At 66.3% G+C, this 870-nt stretch carries 1 protein-coding gene; it reads left to right on the plus strand.

The window, feature by feature from the left end; genetic code table 11:
* Window positions 1-42: 42 nt before the first annotated feature.
* Window positions 43-860 (plus strand): IS5 family transposase gene (locus IF78_RS48180; RefSeq protein ID WP_107050136.1). Its coding sequence is split into 2 segments (ribosomal slippage): window positions 43-385 and window positions 385-860, totalling 819 coding nucleotides; the frame shifts between segments, so codons are not numbered across the junction.
* The last annotated feature ends 10 nt before the right edge of the window (window positions 861-870 follow it).

An 870-nucleotide genomic window follows, 5' to 3' on the forward strand; every position in this document is an offset into this window, starting at 1 on the left:
TAAGACCGTGTCCTACGTGGTGAGGCGGGCGTTGGACCGTGCATGGGGCGGGGCACGTGGAGTTGGATTGTTCCGGACGGGCTGTGGGAGATCGCGAAGCCGCTGATCCCACCGTCGAAGGTGCGTCCGCAGGGCGGCGGAACGCAGGACACGCCTGATGAGACGCTGTTCGCGGCCATCATCTACGTCCTGGTCAGCGGCTGTGCCTGGCGTCAACTGCCGCCCTGCTTCGGTATATCGAAGTCCACCGCTCACCGCCGGTTCCTGATCTGGTCCCGGGCAGGCGTCTGGGGCCGACTGCACGAGGCCGTGCTGCACCAGCTCGATGACGCCGGCCTCATCGACGTCACCCGTGTCGTCCTCGACACCGCCCACGTCCGCGCTAAAAGGGGGGCGAACACACAGGTCCGAGCCCCGTGGACCGGGGCAAGCCGGGTTCCAAGATGCACATCCTGTCGGACGCGAACGGACTGCCCCTCCTCGTCGGCATCTCGGCCGCCAATGTCCACGACAGCGAAGGACTGAGGCCCATGGTCGAGGGCCACCAAACGAAACACGACCCCCACCGCGGCCGGTACTTCAAGCCGCAGCGGCTCCACGCGGACAAGGCGTACGACGTTCCTCACCTGCGGAAATGGCTGTGGGGAAAGCACATCGGTGTACGCATCGCCCGCAAAGGGGTCGAGTCCAGCGAGCGCCTAGGCCGCCGCAGATGGGTGATCGAGCGGACCATGTCCTGGCTGTCGGGCTACCGGCGCCTCAGCCCTCGCTACGAACGCAACCCCCGCAACTACCTGGCATTTCTCGGACTTGCCGCCGCCCTCTGCTGCTACAAGCGACTCGTCCGCCTCACCACGTAGGACACGGTCT

The organism is Streptomyces bicolor (genome assembly GCF_000719285.1).
Taxonomy (GTDB): domain Bacteria; phylum Actinomycetota; class Actinomycetes; order Streptomycetales; family Streptomycetaceae; genus Streptomyces; species Streptomyces bicolor.